This window comes from Phormidesmis sp. 146-33, from assembly GCF_052939515.1.
Genome location: NZ_JBJPHU010000007.1, coordinates 87186 through 105181, shown reverse-complemented (window position 1 = coordinate 105181; position 17996 = coordinate 87186). Strand labels below are relative to the sequence as shown.

The window sequence follows — 17996 nt, the reverse complement described above, 5'->3', positions numbered from 1 at the left end:
CGAGCGTTAGACAATGATCGCCTATTGAGGTCGCTAACCGGACTCAATCGCAAGGCGTTTGACGAGTTGTGCCCGGTCTTCGACGAGGGGTATCAAGCAGCGCTGCAACACGACCCCAAGCCCCGGAAACGAGCGAGAGGAGGGGGCGCAAAGCTCGACTGGGGAGTGTGGAAGCCAAGCTGTTCTTCAGCCTATTCTATTTCAAGACTTACCCCACGTTTGATGTTTTAGGGTGGTTATTTGACCTAGAGAGAGGACGCAGCAATCGCTGGGTGCATCGGTTACAGGAGATTTTAGAGACGGCTTTAGGCAAAAAGATGGTCTTGCCGGAGCGCAAGCTGGAAAGTATGGAGCAGTTTCTGGAGCGCTATCGCGATGTGAAAGAAGTGATTTTGGACGGCACAGAGCGTCCCGTGCAGCGCCCTCAGGAAACTCAGAATCAGAAAGCGCATTATTCGGGCAAGAAACGACGGCATACCCGTAAACACACCACGGGCAGCACGCGAAAAAAGCGAGTGATTTTGCTCACGAAAGCGCAACCCGGAAAGATCCATGACAAGCGGCAACTGGATGAAGCAGACCTGGTGGACAAGATTCCCGATGCAGTCAGAATCGAAGCAGATTTGGGCTTTCAGGGATTGCAAAATGAGTTTGTCAACGTCCATCTGCCGCACAAAAAACCCAGAGGCAAAGAACTCAGCGAGGCTCAAAAACAGCACAACCGAGAGTTTAGCCGTCAACGAGTGGTCTGTGAACAGGCCCATGCGGGGATGAAGCGCTACGGTGCGGTATCGGACATCTATAGAAATCGTGTGCCTGAATTCGATGATCACCTGATGCTCACGGCGGCTGGGTTGTGGAACTTCTACTTGGAGGTGGCTTAACTACGATAGGGAGAGGAAATGCGCTTTGCGCTTGCCTGCAAAGCCTTTTATTAAGCAACACGTCTAATAAAGCTTTTAGATCACTGGCTTCTTGAGAACTAGAAATTGACGCAATCGATTTCCTTTAGCAACTCACTGCGATCTAAAGTTGTCTGTCTAGTTTTACTTGAGAAAATACGACGATCGAGAGAGGTGGCTTGTCTCTTAAGCAAGATGAGGTCATCCCTCTGGTTGAGTACCTTCAGGAAGTAGCTGCAAAATTCTTAACTCGACCTTCTGCTTTTGGGAGGTTAGAAATGTCCCGTTCAGTCCAGATTTCTAAATTAGGAGATTCCATCATGTCAACCGAGACGACCGAAACCACAGGATTGCCTGAAGTCACGACCCAAACCACAGTGATTGATCTGCCAACAGGCGATCCTTTAGTGATCGAAAACAAAACCGTTACTGCCCCTCCCACCGAAGAGTGGCTGAGAGACAAAGCAAGAATTTCAGCGTTTTTTGATGACCCGATCGGCTACAGTTCTTCTGTTCTAAAGCCCTATTGGCCGATCTTGAAAGCAATTGGTTGGACATTGCTGGCGATCGTAGCCCTGAATCTACTTCTCACCTTGTTGGGTGCGATTTTGACAGTTGCTACCAGTGTTCCAATTCTGTCTCCACTGTTTGAGCTAGTTGGAATCATTTACACAGGCTGGTTTGTCTATCGTTATCTATTGACTGCTTCTCAACGTCAAGAACTGTCTCAAAAAGTGAGCAACTTTAAGCGTGAGATTGTGGGTGATATCAATGAAGTATTAGGCACCGACAAGAACAGCTAGAAGCCCCTTGAAACAGCCTCTCACAGTCGAGCTACGGTATACACACAAGTCGTTGTCGCTTCGTTTCAGTCGGCTTCAGCCCCCTAAATCCCCCACAAGTGAGGGACTTTGACCAAGGAAAGATTTCCAAAGTTCAAAGCTATGACAACGGCTCAAAGTCCCCCAGAATCGGGGATTTAGGGGGCGAAGGATCTCAGCAATGACAGATCGATCGACTTGTATGTACACGGCAGCACAGTCGAGGGGCTACTTTCTCTACTACAACTCATCAATCTAATTCTAATAGAGTGCCATCATCGCAACGAGGAGTTATCACAATGGTCAAATCTGATCCAAGTCGCTCAAAAGAAGAACCTCATGCATTAGAGACCGGTTCGCAGCAGGCTAACCTACTAGGTTCGATCGCCGGGCTAACCTTTCAAGCGGGAATGGCGATCGTCAGTACAACCGTCGAGATTGGTAAAACCCTGACCCAAAAGCCGACTCAATGGATTAGCAACCTGACGCGAGGAGCCGGAGAAGCCCTGTCTCTGGTGGGCAATATTCCCTTTTTGAGAAACCCGATCGTGCAAAAAATTGTTGGGGTGCTGAGATTAGATTGGCTAATTGGCATGACCGATCGCGTCGATTTTGACAGAGCCGAATCTGAAGTCAAACAACTTCAACAACAGCATCCTCAAGAATCTCCTAGCCAGATTGCTCACCGGATTATGGTAAAAAAAGCCATCAACGCCGGAAGAACAGGCTTTCTCACCAGTATGTTACCGGGATTTGCAGTGGCGCTATTGGCGATCGATCTGGCCGCTACTACCGCAATTCAGACTGAAATGTTATATGAAATCGCCGCCGCTTATGGCTTAGATCTGCGTGACCCAAACCGTAAAGGGGAAGTATTAGCAATCTTTGGATTAGCGCTCGGTGGTAGCAATGCCCTCAGAGCAGGTTTTGGCTTTCTGAGAAACATTCCCCTAGCAGGCGCAGCGATCGGAGCGGGCACCAATGCCACGATGATATATTCACTGGGCTATGCGGCTTGTCGATTTTATGAAGCCAAGTTGAGAGAAGCCACTGAAGAACCCAATGCTGAAACCCTAAAAGCCATCCAGCAAGAGAGTGAACAATATATGAATGTTGCGATCGCTCAACAAGCAGTAATGGATCAAATTCTAGTTCATATGATCTTAGCTAGTTATCCTCAAAAAACCTGGGACAGCGTTCTCCCCGAACTCAAAACCCTGCAACTAGAACCTCATTCTCTAGAAGCGATCGCGACAAATATTCAATCACCTGAGCCATTAGACAAGCTACTACAACAACTTAACCGCGATTTTGCCATTCCCTTACTTGCCCAATGTCGTCGTATTGCTGAAAGCAGCGGAGAAATCTCGTCTCAGGAAGCAATTGTGCTGAATGCGATCACTAATCAATTCAATCTGGAAGTCGAATAAAGAGTGGTTAGCATCTCCCACCGTTCTTAAGTTACTAACGTTTAACTAAAGATAGCCCTTAAAGCAGACATCACCGAGAGTTGCACTTTCTAGAATGAGGCGACGTTAATCATTCGGGGGTTGATTATGACAAATACAAGTGAACAAATCGCTCAGTCTGCCAATCACAATGCTAATGCTGCCCTCAAAGAAGTGAATGCACCCTCTGTACATCCTGCGGTTGGAGTTGTCGGTGTCAGCGCGATCGGCGGAACACTTGGTGCAATGGCTGGAGGCGTTTTGGGTGCGCTTTTGGGTGGAGTTTTGGGGGCGTTGAGTGCCTCAGTTCAAAATTCAAAATCTGCGGGGTCGGGCTACTATGCAACTCGCAATCAAAGTAAATCGCTGCCGTCGTTGAATCAAGCGATCGATCGTCTCGCCACCCAAGCAGACAAAGCCAGAAAAGAGATTGCTCAAGACGTTGAGGATGCTGGAGAAAGCATTCAACAAGGCGCTTCTAATCTCGCCGCCAAAACTCAAGAAACAGTAAGTAATGGACTTTCTCAACTAGACTCGTCTCTTAATTCCAGTCAAAATGCTACTTCGGATGCAATGGTCAAAGGCATCTTGCTCGACATTGATGGCACACTGGTGATTAGCAACGATGCTCACGCTCAAGCCTGGGTCGAATCGTTTGCGGACTATGGCTACGAAGTTGCGTTTGAAAGCGTGCGCCCTTTGATTGGAATGGGTGGCGATCAAGTTGTGCCCCGCATGGTTTCTGAACTGTCTGGAAAAGAAGGCATTGGCAAACAGATCGCCGATCGCCGTAAAGAACTCATCATCAACAAGTTTGGTGCTACTTTGCCTCCGACTCCTGGCTCACGAGACTTTGTGCTCAAACTCAAACAAGAAGGATTTCAACTCGTTGTAGCGAGTTCTGCGACCAGTGAAGAACTTTCGGTTTTACTCAAAGCAGCCCAGGTTGACGACCTACTCACGCAAGAACCTGCCACCACTGCCAGCGACACCGAATCCTCAAAACCCTCGCCCGATCTCGTGCAGGCGGCTCTCGACAAAGGACACCTACAGCCCCAGCAAGTCATCATGTTTGGCGATACGCCTTATGACATCGAATCCGCAAATAAAGCAGGTGTGCAGGTAATTGCCTTCCGCACGGGTGACTTTGACGATTCTCAGTTAGCAGGTGCCCTGGAGATTTACGACAGTCCCGCCGATTTTCTAGCACACTACGATCGCTCTCTAGTGGCCCAACGTCAGACCGTCCCGATCGCTCAATAACCATCTTCTACTCGCTGTCTTCTACTCGCAGCGATAGCAATCCTATTTGACGTGAATTCGACGAAGTTTTTCGCTTCAATATCAAGCTTCTGCCCCCCCAAACTCCCCGCAAGTGAGGGACTTTGAACTGGAATTCTTATCTAGAAGTCCCCCAAAATTGAGGATTGGGCAGAAGCACCCAACAACGAAGCGAAAACCTTCTATCAAATTCACATTAGAACCCCGCTCCCGTTTGATCCCTCATCCCTCATCCCTCATCCCTCATCCCTCACCCTCATGCCCACCGCCCTCATCACCGGAGCCTCAGCCGGAATCGGAGCCGCCTTTGCTCAAGAACTCGCCTCTCGCGGGACGAATCTGATTCTAGTAGCCCGATTGCAAGATAAGCTGCAATCATTGGCAGACTCGCTACAACTGCAATATCAAATTCAAGTTCAAATTATTGCTCAAGACTTGACGGAACCGGATGCAGCGGCGATCGTATTTGACACCGTTCAGCAACAGGGGCACAGCATCGATTTGCTGATCAACAATGCCGGAATTGGCGACTATGGTGATTTTGCCGAAAGCGATCGCGATCTTCAACTCAAGATCATTCAACTCAACATTCTGGCATTGGTGGATCTGACTCATCGATTTTTGCAGGGAATGCGCCAACAGCGATCGGGCGGAATTATTAACCTATCTTCTGTTGCGGGCTTTCAGTCGATGCCTTACTTCTCGATTTATGCGGCGACTAAAGCCTTTATTCTCAGCTTTAGCGAGTCGCTCTCTGCCGAAAATCGTCGCTATGGAGTCACCGTTTTGGGTGTGTGTCCGGGCCCAAGTGAAACGAAGTTTTTTGCCGAAGCAGGCTTTCCTTCTTATCTGATCGACTTGGTTTCTCGAACCCATACACCCACCAAAACAGTCGTCCGAGATGCGCTGGATGCGTTGGAAAAGCGAGAAGCGATCGTCGTTCCGGGTAATCCACTCAATCAGGTGTTGGTCAACTGGCCGCGGTTTTTTCCACGAGAGGCGGTTGCTAATTTTTGGAAGTTTGCGCTGGCAAAGCGTTGAGAGCCGATTGTTTGAGCATTAGTTCGATAAACTCTTCGCTTACAGACTCAAGAACGCCTCCCTAAATCCATGTTAGTTTGATGAACTCTTCGCTTGTAGATCCGGGAACGCCTCCTAAATCCCCCACTTGTAGGAGACTTTGAACCAGAGTTCTTCTCTTAAACCCCCAGAATTGCTACCGTGTACACACAAGTCGTTGTCGCTTCGTTTCAGTCGGCTTCAGCCCCCTAAATCCCCCATGTTGGGGGACTTTGACAAAGGAAAGATTTCCAAAGTTTAAAGCCATGACGACGGCTCAAAGTCCCTCATTTTTAGGGGATTTAGGGGGCGAAGGATTTCAGCGATAACAGACTGATCGACTTGTGTGTACACGGCAGCAGAATTGGGGAGGTGGGGGGCAGAAGATCTCAGCAACGAAGCGAACAACTTCCATCAAATTCGCGTTAATCTGGTCTCTGGTGAACGAGATGAGCCAAAACTTGAGCCTTACTTAGTTCGCTGACGAGCCGTTGGGCTTGATGTTTGTAAAGCGGATAGTCAAACAGTCCGGGTAAGTGAGCCATGCGCGATCGTGCCAGTCCAATCTCACAGCCAGAAATCCGAGCGATCGCGACCCCGCCATCAAACACCGCCTCAGATGAGAAAGCTTTTTCTACCTGCACAAACCAGTGACGCGGCTTTAGGGCGCTCCGCTCGATGCGCTGCAATCCGTCTAGTGTGGCCAAAATAATTAAGCGATCGCCTTCTTCTAAATGCGTATCATCAGGCGGCATGAGTTTCGCAAAATTCTGCATTCTTTTTTGATGCAAAATTGGCACGACTTCATAGCCATACGCGACTTCGGCTAATAGCAATCCAGTCAGCGTATCGCCCGCCTCTACTCGATATTCTGTGACTAACATCGTCTGATTGTTAAGCCGAAATAGATTGATCACATTTTCGCCAAATGCTGCCGCTGCAAAGGCTTCGGCCGCCAGTGCATACGCGCCCAACACTCTCGCATGGGGCAATAGCCGCGCTACATTGTCGCTAAACAAAGGATCAAACGTGCGGATCACCAGATTTAATGTCGGATTGGCTGCATAGGCCATCAGTCCGATTTCTAAGTTAGTTACTTCGTCGTCGGTCACCGCAATGATGCTTTTGGCGGACATCAGATTCGCGCGATTGAGAGTCGTCGTTAGATTGCCGACAATGAGCGGCATTTGGGGTAAAACACTCGTCTCCAGCGAGGTACTGTGAAGTCCTACGATCGGCTGTTTGAGATCTTGCAGTAGTTTTGCCACCCGTTGCCCCACTCGCCCAAACCCAACCAAGACAACGTGATCCGCCTTTGGTACAGGAGGACGACGCTTGAGAAACTGAAATCTAGAAACCAGAACCCGCTCGGTCAGCAACGCATAGAGAATTCCGACAAAGACAGTTCCGATCACAGTTAAGCCAACGCTAAATAGATGTAACCAAACTGGAACCGGGAACGCTAATTTGAGTTGTCCAAATAAGTTGTCATAACCACCGAGGATCAGAACTAGAGATACATTAAGGGCATCTTGCAAATTGAGATCTGGATATTGAAGTTTATACAACAGCGCACCAATCAGGAATAAGCTGAACATTGTAATTCCAGAAAGTAGTGCAACCTGTTGAGTGGGGGTTTGTTGAATATCTGCCCAAAATTGTTGTAGCCAGGGTTTGAGTGTTTTCCAACTGAGGCGATCGCTCCATTCTCTCAGCCTCGATCGCTGCTTAGAAGCCTGCACTCCTGGAATTATCTTTTCTGCCATCGCTTCGACATAGACCACCGTATCGCCTTCTGTAATTCTCGTGTCGGATTCCCATTTATAAAAGCCTTTGGCGGGCTGATCACCACTGCGCGTATGAGCCAAAATTCGACGAGTTGAGGTGTTGAGTTCTTGTAGTTGAGTGCGATCGCACCAGCGATGATGGCGATCGATTTGCACCCGCACTACTCGCAGCAGTTGACCTTCTAAATTAAAAAATCCGCGCGTTTCTCCGCCCAAAGCTGCCAGCGCAAAGGCCGCAGCCGGAAGCTGAGTCGCCTCAAACGCCACAAAATTTCCCAGCCGTTCGCCCAGCAACTGATTGAGATTTTGCTGATCTGAGCGGACGATTAGCCTGATGTCAGGATTGACTGCCCTCGCCGCAAACGCCGCCTGAATATTGACCCGCTCATTACTCGTCACCAACAAAATCGCCCGACACTGCTGAATCTTAGCCTGCTCCAAAATTTTGGGCTGACAACAATCCCCAATGACCAACTGATCGATCGCCGCCGACAAATCAGGAATATCCCAATCGCTGCGATCGACCCGATCAATTGCATGAACCTGGATGCCAAATTCTTTAAGCACGATCGCACAATACTGTCCCAGTCCGCCCAATCCACACACCAAAAAAGCAGTTGAGTCTAGGCTCAAGCGGTTCTCAGAAGTCATATTGTGTTGAAGTAGAAGGGAGTGTGCATCCAGTCTAGACAGGCGATTGAGCGTTTAGGGCAGACACACAAAAATTAATCTCTAGAAATGTCTCTTACAATCCCTCTCTTACAATCCCTTAGAAATTTGTTTAATCAATTGCAGCGATGAATTCTGCTCGATCGAGCCGTTCGCATTTATGTAATGAAGAATACTATTTACCCATTCCCATCTCTGTAACGCTATAGAGAAAGAATTGAATGCCCTCAGCGCTGAGGCGAGGAAATTCTAGCATTCCAGACTGTAAAACTAAAGGGACTACCTACATGACGATCGAAGCCTCCATTAGTCCGTCAAAAGCGTTAAAGCACAATGCCCTTTCGATGGTCGATACGGTAACGCTTGCCGTTGCAGGATCGGCTCCCTCCTATTCATTAAATGCGACAACGGCCACGCTCGTTGCGGCCGTCGGACTGGCCAGCCCAGGCGCATTGCTCTATGCAGCGATTCCGATGTTTGGCATCTCGTTTGCTTTTATGTATCTCAACCAGTGGAGATCGGATGCAGGGGCCTCCTATGCCTGGGTCGGTCGCACGCTCAAACCGTCTCTTGGCTTTCTCTCAGGCTGGACGTTTCTCAGCTTAAGTACGATTTTTATGGCGGCCGCAGCCGTCCCGATCGGCGTAGCCACGCTGGGATTGTTTTCGACAGCGCTTTCAGAAAATGTGGTGTTAGCGACGATCATCGGCAGTTTTTGGCTAGTCAGTGTAGCGACTATTACCGTGATGGGCGTGAGTCTGGCTGCTCGATTTCAGAAAATCATGACCGGGATTGAAGTGATCAGTCTAATAGCGCTGGCGATCGGGGCATTAGTCAAATTCTCAGCCAATCCCGTGAATCCATTTTCCTGGAGTTGGTTTGCTCCGACGCAGTTTGGCAACCTTGAAACGTTTATGGCTGGAATGCTGGTGGCGACATTTTACTATTTTGGCTGGGATGTCTCCTCTAACGTGTCCGAAGAAACGCAAAACTCAAATTCTACGCCGGGTTACAGTGGTGTAATCGGGATGGTGGGCGTGTTTCTGCTGTTTCAAGTGTTTCAAGTTTTGGTGCAGGTGGGCATGACACCCGATCAGATTGAGAAAGCGGGGGCAAATCTTTTGGGCGTTTTGGGCGATATGGTGCTGCCGCGTCCCTGGGGAAATATTGCGGTTTTAGCCGTTTTGGTGAGTACGGTGGGCACGATCGAGACTCAGCTCACTCAATGTTCTAGAACGCTGTTTTCGATGGCGCGCGATCGGGTGATCAGTCGCCGCTTTGAGGAGATTCACCCAACCTTTCAAACCCCCTGGCTAGGAACGTTTGTGATCAGTTTGCTGGCGCTGAGTTTGTTAGTGGCATCAAGTTCGATCTCGACGATTAATGAGTTGATGGCGGGGTTGATCCAAACGATCGGGGTTCAGGTGGCTTTTTATTACGCGATGACAGGATTTGCTTGCACCTGGTACTATCGTCGGCAACTGCGCCAAAACTTTCAAACGTTGTTGATGAAGGGCATTTGTCCATTCACGTCAGCGATTTTTTTGTTAGTCGTTGGCATTTATCAACTGACTCAATTTGAGAGTACTGTTGTTTATCTAAGTATTGGCGCGATTGCGATCGGGATTCTTCCGATGCTCTATTACCGTTGGAAATATCAAAGCAGTTTTTACAGCGCTGCTCCTGAAGCTTTTGAGTAAAAGTTTGGGGCGATCGTTCAGTCTCAGTAGATCAGTAGAGGGGATGTCGCCACTTTGTAAATCGTCGAATCTTGATGCTGAATCCGCATCGTTGAGTTTGAAAGTCCGGAAGTCCCCCAAAATTGGCAGCTTGGGAGGCAAAAGTTCTACGCAACGAAGCGAGAAAACCTCCTCAAATTTAGGCGTTGCTGATTGGAGGGATGACTCTGTGGGAAGTGTCTATCTTTTCGCCCCCTAAATCCCCCAAAACTGGGGGACTTTGAACCTTGGGGTTCCCGCCGCTTTGGGGCAATCTATCCCCTGATTCAGCAACGCCCAAATTTACGTTAATTTCACTTTCTAGGGAGTGGCGCGATCGACGCAATCAGGACAAGAAACGCCCATCTCATAGTCAGCAGAAGCCTTGTCAACCTGAGAAATCGGATGCCCACAGGCGCGACACATTTTATGAGTTCCATCCGTCACCCCTTCCGCGACCGCCACCCGCTGATCAAACACAAAACACTCTCCATGCCAAAGGCTTTTTTCGGGAGGCACCGCTTCTAGATACTTGAGAATGCCGCCTTGCAGGTGATAGACCTCCTCAAATCCCTGAGACAACATCAGAGCAGACGCTTTTTCACAACGAATTCCCCCCGTGCAAAATAGAGCTACCTTTTTGTGTTGGTTGGGATCAAGCTGCTTCACATACTGAGGAAATTCTCGAAAAGATGTCGTTTTGGGATCGATCGCCCGCTCAAAACTGCCAATCTTGATCTCAAACTGATTGCGAACATCGATCACCGTCACTTCTGGATCTGAAATCAAATCGTTCCAATCCTGCGGCTTTACATAGGTTCCGGTTTGCTCAGTGGGATCGATCTGCGGCATTCCCAACGTGACGATCTCTTTTTTGAGTTTGACCTTCATGCGATCGAAGGGCTGCGATGTCGTCATAGACTGTTTGACTTCTAAATCAGCGAGTCGAGGGTCAGCTTTGAGAAATTGCAAAACTGCTGCGATCGCCGCTTGAGATCCTGCGATCGTGCCATTAATCCCTTCCTGCGCCAAAAGAATCGTGCCCTTCAACTCCTGCGCCAGACAATATGACAGCAAAGGCGCTCTTTTTTCAGCAAAATCAGGCAGCCGCACAAACTGATAAAAAGCAGCTACAGTCTGTTCTTTTTCACAGATCATCATTCTCACGGTCTTCTCTAATACACGCTTGCCATCAATCTAAAGTTTAGACTTTAGACCTGAGACTCTCGCTCAAAAATCAAAGTCTGAAGTCCAATGTCCCCTGTCCAATATCTAACGTCTGTCTAACGTCGCCCTTTTGACAAGCCACTAGATTTTTAGTCTTAACTAGTGACCAACGCTACTAAGCAATAAAAAACCGACAGTCTTCGTAAGAAATCTGTCGGCCAGTCGTGTGTTCCCTGTTGATGACTCGGCTAAAGTTGAGTCCTTTACAGTATGTCTGGCGGTGCCAATACTTTTGGCGATCCCAGTCACACTATAAGGTGATCTCTATCACGATTCGTCGAAGAGACTATCGTCAGCTTTTGAGTACTCAGATTGGCGATTTTGTCTACTCTTTCCCAATTTTCGGTGATAGCTAATAATTGAGTACAATTCACCATTGACAAAGAATCTAGGGTTTGGTAGAGACGGAATTGAATTTCTGTGGTATTCTAACAATACCTTGAGTAGAAAAAGTAAGATATCGGGCTTCGGGGCAGTCTGTGATTTCTCTCAAGCCTACCCAACCTGATATCGCAAAACAAATTAAATCCCTTTGATGAGGCTGAGTTGCAATTGAAAATTCAAGCGTCGGACATCCAAACAGGCGATCGCATTGTTGCTTACTGCAATAACAAAATGCAGATCTGCAAGGTCAAACACATTGAATCTGATCTCACCAATATCAATTTGTCGGTTTCGACCACTGGACATCATCAAAGTTCATCTTCACGAGTGGTTCGGTTTCGGCGAGATGCTCTGGTCGATCTGGCCGCAGAATTGATCCAGCCGTTGGCGATCGAAGAAATCTGTGAGCCATCTTCCTAGACAAGCCCGATTTGTTCTGACTTTTCGTTAAAAGTAGCGCTGGGAGAAGGGCACTCATCCCGCCTACACAATGTCATGCGATAGAGGTAGAGTTTAATAAACTCCGCCAGGATGATGCTGTTTTTAACGATTTTATCGAAGAGGTCATGATGTTTACTCAAATCACTCGATCCTCATTGCGGGGGCTGACTGGTAGAAGCGTGCTGCTGATGGGAGCGATCTTGCTGAGTTATTCGCAGGGGATCGGGCCTTCTCTATCAGCACCTACAAATCCAGCTAGTCAGAAGCCAGATCCCAGTCTGACAACGCCTTCTCCAGAGCAGCAGTTTATTCCTCAAGCAAGAATTGCCCTGACGAGCGATCGAGTGACTGTCCTTTTAAAGAACAACACCTACGCGACCATCAGCTATCAGGTCATTGGAGACACCAAACCTCGGACTTTGGCAGGGCGTTCAACAGTGCTGCTGCAAAAATTGAGAACTCCCGTTACGCTGACGCTTGATCGTCAAGATGCAGGCTTATTAAAAGTTACTCCCACTCCAATGAGTAACGCCAAAGAGTCTCTCGAAGTCACCCTAGACACCACAACCGATTTGAGCGCTGATGCAACAACCATGAGAGTCGAAAGTACGGGTGCAATTTTTCTGTACTAAATCTTCGGGGTTCAATAAGAGACTTCTCTGTTATCGTCTATCCGCAAGCTCCAAGCGAAACGCTTTTCTAAAAGCCCCTCAAATTAGCAGCTTGGGGGCAGAAGATTTGAGCACCAAAGCGAAAGAATTCACCAAGCAAACGTTAATTTTGTGGCTGCTAGAAAGCAGCGATCGCCTGCCAAACCTAAGCAAACCGATCGCTGCCTTCAACCTTAAAGAAATACTTCAAGTAATGCCAAAGTTATCAACTCAACATCACTAAAACTATGAAATAGAACTTCCGGCCTGAGACAATAGTTGTCCAAGTTGTTGAAGTTTAGACGCTGCATCTCCGCTGGCACTTCCGGCTGCTGATGAAGTCTGAGAACCGAGATCAGCCAGGATTTCACCGATCGAGGAACCACCACCCGCCGTCAGGGCTTGTTTGAGTTCGCCAAGAGTTTCAGCGATCTCGGTTCCTTGTAGCTGTTGTTGCCAACTTTCGATCGCACCCACAGCCGCTTCGGGAGGGAGAGAAGTCAATCCACCTTGTAGGGCGGCGATCGTAGAATCTAAATCAACCGTTTGAGTCGAATCAGCCATATTGAGACATCCTTATCGTATTCTTGGGAAATTAAATTAGCCGTCGGATTCTGAGTTTCACTCACACCTGGCTTAAGTCTTCTTCACATGCTCACTCATTTCGTCACTCTCTGGAGGTAGATGGGAGGGAGGGATGAGGGATGAGGGATGAGGGATGAGGGATGAAGAAGTTTGGCGTTGCTGATTGGAGGGATGAATCTGTGAGAAGTGTCAATCTTTTCGCCCCCTAAATCCCCCAAAATTGGGGGACTTTGAGCACTGGGCTTCCCTCCGCTTTGGGGCAATTCATCCCCTGATTCACAACGCTAGAAGTTTTTTGGCTGGGAAATCGTACCCTTGGGGGTAATGGAGTTTGTTGAGGGGGGCGCTTATCGTGGAAGTGTTCTGAAAGGGATCAGGCGATCGACAGCGGGTAGCTGAAATTTGATCGCCATCTTTTAAGAACAACAGTCAACAGCTAATCACTCTCTTGCGTCCGTCACGGGATGCAGACCGATTGGAGACATTGATGATAGGAATGTTTCACTGCTTTCCTGCCGTTAGTTGTCTCCTTTTTTTTGGGTTTTAGTCTGAGTGGCAGCCGTGGTTTGAGGGAGAGGGCGGCACATCCATCGCGGGACTGGCCGTAAAGAATCCGATCGGCTTGAGCATAAAACCACTGTAAGCAGTCGGCATCACCGGAAAGTCTTCGGGTCGGGGAATGTGATGGTGACCAAAAGTGTACCAGACGACGACATCGGTGTTGGTGAGCGATCGATTTGCCTGTGTCCATTGGGGCAATCCTTCGCCGCCTGCATGTTGGTTGGGATACTTGCCAGCGGAGTAGAGTTCGTCAGCGTGATAGGGCGTGACCCAGAGGTGTTTAGTCATGAAACCGGCCCGCTTGAGAATGGGCGAATCGGGATGGGCAAAGGGCAACACGTTTTCACCTGGAATCAGCTTGTAGCCGACGTTTTGACCTAATCGATTTTGGATATTGGGATTGGTAATTTTCCAGTAACGGGCGCTCAACGGATCAACAATTCGCTGTGCAGCTTGTTCGGTTTCTAGCAATGTCGATTCTGCATAAAAAGCATTGCCGTAGGGATTCGTTTCTCCCATCGGTTCAGCGTGGCTGTTGACTTCGTAAACTGAGTTATTTTGCCCATCAATGTCCATATCCAATCGCATACTAAAAAAGTGTTGATGGTTGAGCGCATTGAGTTCGGGAGCGACTAAAGTACCATATTTTGGCGTGTCTCCTAGCGTTGCACAAAGTAAAATTCCAGTGAGCTTAACTTCGTATTGGATTGTGCCATCTTGATAGAAATACCAGAAAAAACCGTATTCGTAATTGTCCACGGTGGCGATGAAGGAAATCACGAGACGACGCGATCGCCGCACTTCAGATTCTTCAAGTCTCCAGTCGGTATGTTTCCAGAGAATGCCGTAGTCTTCTTCGTGTAGACAAACTGCATTTTCGGTGATGGCGACTTCTCCTCGACTGTTGGTGAGCACTGCATCAAAGTAATGGATTTCGCCTAAACAATCACACCCTAATTTGAGAGAATTTGCCAACATTCCGACCCCGTGTTCGCCCAGATCAAAGGCATTTTTACGAAAGTGTTGTACCCGTGGGTCGCCATATGGAACGACCATTTCAGCCATCGAAGCTCGATAGAGAATCGGACGAAGTTTGCCTTGATCTTCATAGCCAACTGTGTAGAGAACTAACCCTTCACGAGGCGTAAATCCAATCCGAAATTGCCATTTTTGCCAGCGAATCTGATGTCCATTCACCTCAAAACTTGGCCCTTCTGGCTGCGTAATTTGCAGCGGTTTAATATCATCTCGAAACTTGGGAATAAACGATCGCGCATACTCACTCGCCTCTGGCGGCACCGGAAGAATGCCCAGATCTTCTATCTTCAAAACCTGCATTTTGTTGAGGTCAACGACGGGAACTAGACCATCAATTGGACGCGCATAAAAATTACCGTTTGGCGTTGCCCGCAGATAGCACAAACAGCGAGAAAGCCGAATCCCCACTTCTTCTGCAAAACCAAAATTGCCGATCGCCCAGGGGTCAACCACGACTAAATCAAGGTCAGTAATGCCCCGTCTTTGTAGCGCTGCCTGAAACTCTGGATGAGCTTTGACCACGGCCTCACACTCGCCCAATTCATCCGCCATAATGTTGGGCTGCACACCGGGAATTTGCTCCCAGGAGGTGACTTGGCGATCGCTGAGACTAACCACTGCTTCATAGGTCGCGCCCGTCTGATTGTCGAGCAAAATCAAAAACGCCGATCGCTGAATCGGATCGCCCGCGACATAGTTAAGGACAACCGATTTGGGCGGCTCGTGCAACACGACTGTCGGAAACCGAAAGGACGAGCCAAGGTTTTGTTGGGTGCGAACGATCGTCACGGCGGTCTGAACTTCTTCAACTGTGAGCGGCTCTAAAGGGTGGAGAATCGTTTGGGTAGTGCTTTTGAGAATGGGAGAGATCGTCATGATTGCTATGAAAAATAAAGAACATTAAGTTCTGAATTAGTGCAGTATAAGGGACGGTCTTAATCTATTTCCGTTCATTCATATCCGTTTCTAAGCCTAGACTGAATTGACAAATTCATGGTTGTGCGATTAGTTTATAAAAGTTAAATGATGAAACCTTGAACTGCAAATAAAAATGATTTTAATCAAAGCTACTCAGTAGTTTATAAGTTATGCGATCGCTACTAGAAATAACTTAACGCATATAAAATCAATAAACGCTTGCTCAAAAGAAACCATCAAAATTACCACTCAATAGAAATCACGCCGGAAAGTTGCAGATCTGACGATTTCTCAGTTTTGGTTCACCATTTAGCAAAGAAGAGCTTGTGGCAAATAGAGTTTTTATGCGTCTGCAAGTCCCTTTACGGTCTCCAGGCTGCCTGGATGGTCTAAGTTATTGGAGTCTGACGATCGCAGCGGTAGCTTGACCAAAAAAGTTGCTCCCAAATTATCACCTGCACTTTTAACTGAAATCGTTCCGCCGTGAAGTTCGACTAAATTTCGCACGATCGAGAGTCCCAGTCCCAGCCCACCATACGATCGTGTCGTACTGCTATCTTGTTGACGAAAGCGATCGAACACATAGGGGAGAAACTGCGGGCTGATTCCCTTTCCAGTGTCACTGACATAGAGATGCACCCAACCGCCCACCTGTTCGAGAGAAATCTTGACGTAGCCCCCGACTGGCGTGAACTTGATGGCATTGGTTAACAGGTTCCAGATCACCTGCTGGAGTCGAGTAAAATCTGCCAACACTACGCCGTCAATGGGATTGCACACCATCTCTAATTGAATACTTTTTGCCTCCGCGATCGGACGAATCGTAGAAACTGCCGCCTCGATCGCACTGATTGGACTCACCGGACTAAAATCAAGCGACAACCTTCCCTGAACAATCTGAGACACATCCAGCAAATCATTAACAATCTGTAGCTGAACTTTGGCATTGCGCTCGATCGTCTCCAATCCTTGAGCCAGTCTCGCTTCCTCAACAGAACGGCCGCGAAGAATGTGAGACCATCCCAAAATCGAGTTCATCGGCGTTCGCAGTTCGTGAGACAGCACTAACAAAAATTCGTCTTTCATGCGGTTGGCGGCCTCAGATTGAGCGCGGGCATGTCGCTCTAAAACTAATATTTGCTGCTGTTCTGCCTCCATTAGTTTATTCAAAGTAACGTCGATACAAACGCCACTCATTCTTACCGATCGCCCGATCTTATCGGGGTAAATCTGCCCCTTAACCGCCAGCCAATGAATACTCTTATCTGGCCAGACGACTCTAAATTCGTCGTGATAGTTTTGTTGAGCCTGCTTAAGCGTCTGAATCACCGATCGCCGATCGTCTGGGTAGATCTGTTTGAGAAAGGTTTTGTAGGTGCGACTGTGCTGACCCGGAACGAGGCCAAACAGCCGTTCTTGTTGCGCCGAGCTAATGATCTGACCACTGATCAAATTCCAGTCCCAATGCCCCAATCCCGCAGCATCTAAGGCAAAATTAAACTGCCCCACGCTTTCCTGCAACGCGGTAGTGATTTGTCTGCGATCGCGCTCGATACGATGAGTAAATACCGTTTTTAACCAGATCAGAATTGAAAATACAACAATAATTTTAAAGACTAATAGCGAAATCGCAAATGCTGGCGTGATGTAGCCTTCTTTGTGAATTTTTAAGATCAACCAACCTAAAATTAACGGAACAAAAATCGCTGCAACTAATAGCCATCGAGTAGTTATATCACTAGGATGATTGCTAGTTACAATTCTCATCAGCCCTCGATCGAAACGCAAACAAAGAATGCCCACACACAGCACGATCAATACAACCGCCGTTGCCGCAGGCGATCGAGGAGAATAGATTGTGAATTCCTGAAATAACTGCACCTCATACAAATAGCTAACCAATGTTTGCAACGAGATCAGACTCGCCACTAAAGTTAGCCCCTGGACGATTTGAAACCGATCGCGGCGTTGTCCAGCCAGTCCCAGCGCTCCACCAATTAACACAAAACTCAGCGCCGTATTCCATCCCATTCTGCCTGGTGCAAAGTCGGCTTTGGTTGTGTTGTCTCGAAATAGGGGTTGATCAATGTTCAAATCCCATCCAAACACATATTCACCCAGCGTCAACAATCCAACCAGCACAACACTCGCGGCTAGCACTTGAGCAAAAAAACGACTCGCTCGGTGTCGATGTTGCAACAGCCATAGAGACAACCCCGACCCCACCAGAGCGATCGCGGTATTTACCTTGATCGTCACGGTGTCGCCAATAAAACCGTACTTAATGATTTCAATATTGAGCAACCAGCCAACCAGGACAACCAACCCAACCAATGTGACAAAGACACTGATGGCAGAAGAAGTTTGTCTCAGCAAAGCTGCCGATCGCTGCAAAGTAATTTCAGACATGGCTAATAATGTTTGAAGGCAGCGACTGTTAATCAATCCAGGAATATCTCTGGAATAACATAACCGATGCTGCCCTACAAACCGATCTGTCCTAAGAG

General features: G+C 48.1%; 14 protein-coding genes. 9 read left to right on the top strand and 5 right to left on the bottom strand.

Annotated elements, in window-relative coordinates; genetic code table 11:
- Positions 1–167 precede the first annotated feature (167 nt).
- From ACJ2PR_RS05120 to ACJ2PR_RS05100, 5 genes are all read left to right on the top strand, one after another.
- Positions 168–884 carry a transposase family protein gene (locus ACJ2PR_RS05120; protein ID WP_446876188.1) on the top strand — a complete coding sequence of 239 codons (717 nt, stop codon included), beginning with the start codon at positions 168–170 and terminating at the stop codon, positions 882–884.
- A gap of 338 nt (positions 885–1222) precedes the next feature.
- Positions 1223–1705, top strand: a complete 483-nt coding sequence (locus ACJ2PR_RS05115) for a CAAD domain-containing protein (protein ID WP_446876186.1) — start codon at positions 1223–1225, stop codon at positions 1703–1705.
- Between the two features lie 317 nt (positions 1706–2022).
- Positions 2023–3153 (top strand): YcjF family protein, encoded by a 1131-nt coding sequence (locus ACJ2PR_RS05110; protein WP_446876185.1) that lies wholly within the window; start codon positions 2023–2025, stop codon positions 3151–3153.
- A gap of 126 nt (positions 3154–3279) precedes the next feature.
- Positions 3280–4434, top strand: a complete 1155-nt coding sequence (locus tag ACJ2PR_RS05105; protein ID WP_446876184.1) for an HAD family hydrolase — start codon at positions 3280–3282, stop codon at positions 4432–4434.
- A 276-nt stretch (positions 4435–4710) separates the two neighbouring features.
- Positions 4711–5493, top strand: coding sequence for an SDR family NAD(P)-dependent oxidoreductase (locus ACJ2PR_RS05100; RefSeq protein ID WP_446876182.1), 783 nt, complete (start codon positions 4711–4713; stop codon positions 5491–5493).
- A gap of 443 nt (positions 5494–5936) precedes the next feature.
- On the opposite strand, the gene ACJ2PR_RS05095 is transcribed toward ACJ2PR_RS05100, so the two are convergent.
- Entirely contained in the window at positions 5937–7949 is a 2013-nt protein-coding gene (locus tag ACJ2PR_RS05095) for a potassium channel family protein (RefSeq protein ID WP_446876181.1), read from the bottom strand.
- 239 nt (positions 7950–8188) lie between these two features.
- Between ACJ2PR_RS05095 and ACJ2PR_RS05090 the strand changes: the two genes are divergently transcribed.
- Positions 8189–9667 (top strand): APC family permease, encoded by a 1479-nt coding sequence (locus ACJ2PR_RS05090; RefSeq protein ID WP_446876180.1) that lies wholly within the window; start codon positions 8189–8191, stop codon positions 9665–9667.
- 339 nt (positions 9668–10006) lie between these two features.
- On the opposite strand, the gene trhO is transcribed toward ACJ2PR_RS05090, so the two are convergent.
- Complete coding sequence (gene trhO / locus ACJ2PR_RS05085) at positions 10007–10846, bottom strand: oxygen-dependent tRNA uridine(34) hydroxylase TrhO (RefSeq protein WP_446876179.1); 840 nt, start codon at positions 10844–10846, stop codon at positions 10007–10009.
- Between the two features lie 612 nt (positions 10847–11458).
- Here trhO and ACJ2PR_RS05080 point away from each other — a divergent pair.
- From ACJ2PR_RS05080 to ACJ2PR_RS05070, 3 genes are all read left to right on the top strand, one after another.
- A complete protein-coding gene (locus ACJ2PR_RS05080) occupies positions 11459–11716 on the top strand; it encodes a hypothetical protein (RefSeq protein ID WP_446861856.1) in 258 nt (85 codons plus the stop codon).
- Positions 11717–11865: 149 nt separating this feature from the next.
- Positions 11866–12369, top strand: coding sequence for a hypothetical protein (locus ACJ2PR_RS05075; protein WP_446876178.1), 504 nt, complete (start codon positions 11866–11868; stop codon positions 12367–12369).
- A gap of 106 nt (positions 12370–12475) precedes the next feature.
- Positions 12476–12631 carry a hypothetical protein gene (locus tag ACJ2PR_RS05070; RefSeq protein WP_446867902.1) on the top strand — a complete coding sequence of 52 codons (156 nt, stop codon included), beginning with the start codon at positions 12476–12478 and terminating at the stop codon, positions 12629–12631.
- 2 nt (positions 12632–12633) lie between these two features.
- Here the strand turns inward: ACJ2PR_RS05070 and ACJ2PR_RS05065 are convergent, their stop codons facing one another.
- From ACJ2PR_RS05065 to ACJ2PR_RS05055, 3 genes are all read right to left on the bottom strand, one after another.
- Positions 12634–12951, bottom strand: a complete 318-nt coding sequence (locus ACJ2PR_RS05065; protein ID WP_446867901.1) for a hypothetical protein — start codon at positions 12949–12951, stop codon at positions 12634–12636.
- Between the two features lie 564 nt (positions 12952–13515).
- Positions 13516–15447 (bottom strand): primary-amine oxidase, encoded by a 1932-nt coding sequence (locus tag ACJ2PR_RS05060; protein ID WP_446876177.1) that lies wholly within the window; start codon positions 15445–15447, stop codon positions 13516–13518.
- A gap of 384 nt (positions 15448–15831) precedes the next feature.
- Positions 15832–17898, bottom strand: a complete 2067-nt coding sequence (locus ACJ2PR_RS05055) for a PAS domain-containing sensor histidine kinase (protein ID WP_446876176.1) — start codon at positions 17896–17898, stop codon at positions 15832–15834.
- Positions 17899–17996: the final 98 nt, after the last annotated feature.

Bases quoted from the DNA above. Each gene is read 5' to 3' on its own strand.
- ACJ2PR_RS05115 (WP_446876186.1), top strand. From the start codon at position 1,223: ATGTCAACCGAGACGACCGAAACCACAGGATTGCCTGAAGTCACGACC.
- ACJ2PR_RS05110 (WP_446876185.1), top strand. From the start codon at position 2,023: ATGGTCAAATCTGATCCAAGTCGCTCAAAAGAAGAACCTCATGCATTA.
- ACJ2PR_RS05105 (WP_446876184.1), top strand. From the start codon at position 3,280: ATGACAAATACAAGTGAACAAATCGCTCAGTCTGCCAATCACAATGCT.
- ACJ2PR_RS05100 (WP_446876182.1), top strand. From the start codon at position 4,711: ATGCCCACCGCCCTCATCACCGGAGCCTCAGCCGGAATCGGAGCCGCC.
- ACJ2PR_RS05095 (WP_446876181.1), bottom strand. From the start codon at position 7,949: ATGACTTCTGAGAACCGCTTGAGCCTAGACTCAACTGCTTTTTTGGTG.
- ACJ2PR_RS05090 (WP_446876180.1), top strand. From the start codon at position 8,189: ATGCCCTCAGCGCTGAGGCGAGGAAATTCTAGCATTCCAGACTGTAAA.
- trhO (WP_446876179.1), bottom strand. From the start codon at position 10,846: ATGATGATCTGTGAAAAAGAACAGACTGTAGCTGCTTTTTATCAGTTT.
- ACJ2PR_RS05075 (WP_446876178.1), top strand. From the start codon at position 11,866: ATGTTTACTCAAATCACTCGATCCTCATTGCGGGGGCTGACTGGTAGA.
- ACJ2PR_RS05065 (WP_446867901.1), bottom strand. From the start codon at position 12,951: ATGGCTGATTCGACTCAAACGGTTGATTTAGATTCTACGATCGCCGCC.
- ACJ2PR_RS05060 (WP_446876177.1), bottom strand. From the start codon at position 15,447: ATGACGATCTCTCCCATTCTCAAAAGCACTACCCAAACGATTCTCCAC.
- ACJ2PR_RS05055 (WP_446876176.1), bottom strand. From the start codon at position 17,898: ATGTCTGAAATTACTTTGCAGCGATCGGCAGCTTTGCTGAGACAAACT.